2 protein-coding genes are annotated in these 1,239 nt (G+C 59.7%); both read left to right on the top strand.

Annotated features, from left to right (window positions below; translation table 11 throughout):
• Window positions 1-951, top strand: a 951-nt coding sequence (gene tnpC / locus CWI66_RS17495) for an IS66 family transposase (RefSeq protein WP_157809008.1), incomplete at its 5' end; no start/stop codon positions are given.
• Window positions 941-1,210: a hypothetical protein gene (locus tag CWI66_RS17490; RefSeq protein ID WP_081137650.1), complete on the top strand. Its 270-nt coding sequence runs from the start codon at window positions 941-943 to the stop codon at window positions 1,208-1,210. The genes tnpC and CWI66_RS17490, both read left to right, overlap by 11 nt.
• The last annotated feature ends 29 nt before the right edge of the window (window positions 1,211-1,239 follow it).

Below are 1,239 nucleotides of genomic sequence, written 5' to 3'. Positions count from 1 at the left end.
CTGCTGCGCCCCGTAGTGGATGCCCAGACCGACAACGTGTTGCGCAGCCGGGTGCTGGCGATGGATGAAACGCCCATCAAGGCCGGCCACCAGGGGCGCGCAGGCCCGCAAAAAGGCAAGATGAAATCCGGCTGGTTCTGGCCGCTGTACGGCGATGCCGACGAGGTGGTGTTCACCTACTCGAACAGCCGTGGGCGTGCCCATATCGAAGAAGTACTCAGCGAATCGTTCAGCGGCACCCTGATCAGTGACGGCTACGCGGCCTATGCCCGCTACGCTGCCGCTCAGGAGAGCGTCACCCATGCCCAATGTTGGGTGCATGGTCGTCGTTATTTTATCGAAGCACAGAAAGATCACCCGGAGACCGTCACCGACGCGCTGCAACAGATCGCCAAGGTGTACCGGAATGAAGAGATCATCAAAACCCAGGGGCTAACTGGCGAGAAGAAACGCCAGTACCGGTTGGATCACTCGAAGCCGGTGGTCAGCGACTTCTTCCAGTGGTGCCGGGATCAGTTGGCACAAGGCGGCCTCGTGCCCAGCGACCCGCTGACCAAGGCCCTGAACTACGTGCTCAGCCGGGAAGCCAGCCTGACCGTATTCCTGGAAAACCCGGACGTCCAGCCAGACACCAACCACCTGGAGCGGGCGCTACGCCCCATTCCCATGGGCAAGAAAAACTGGATGTTCTGCTGGACCGAGCTGGGCGCCGAACACCTGGGCATCATCCAGAGCCTGATCAGCACCTGCAAGCTGCACGGTATTACCCCGTACACATATCTGGTGGACGTGCTGCAACGCATCAGCCAGCACCCGGCCCTTGAAGTCAGCGACCTGACGCCCCGACTCTGGAAAACCCGGTTCGCCGAGAACCCGTTACGGGCGCTGATCGACCCACGTCATCCTGATCGCCAGAACCCACAGCCGGAGGCCACCGTTCATGCGCATTGATGACATGAGCATCGACCAGTTGCTGGAACTGAATCAGTATATCTGCCGACGCATTGATGAGCTCCGGGATCAGGCAAATCTCCAGGCGCTGAGTCAGTTGCGGGTTGGCCTGAAGGTGACCTTCGAGGTCCGGGAAGGCCCGGTATTGGGGATCGTCACCAAGATCAACCGCAAGAGTGTGATCGTGCTGGGCGAGGATGGCAGGAAGCAATACAAGGTCTCGCCGGAGTTATTAAGGCCCCTCCGTGACGTGAAGTAGGTCAACTACGTCTTGGAATGAACGCTTAC

This window comes from Halomonas sp. 141 (assembly GCF_002810305.1).
GTDB classification, from domain to species: Bacteria; Pseudomonadota; Gammaproteobacteria; order Pseudomonadales; family Halomonadaceae; genus Vreelandella; species Vreelandella stevensii.
This window is presented reverse-complemented; position numbering and strand designations above follow the sequence as displayed.

What these genes read in the sequence shown, in the direction of transcription:
- CWI66_RS17490 (WP_081137650.1), top strand. Translation starts at nt 941, where the DNA reads ATGCGCATTGATGACATGAGCATCGACCAGTTGCTGGAACTGAATCAG.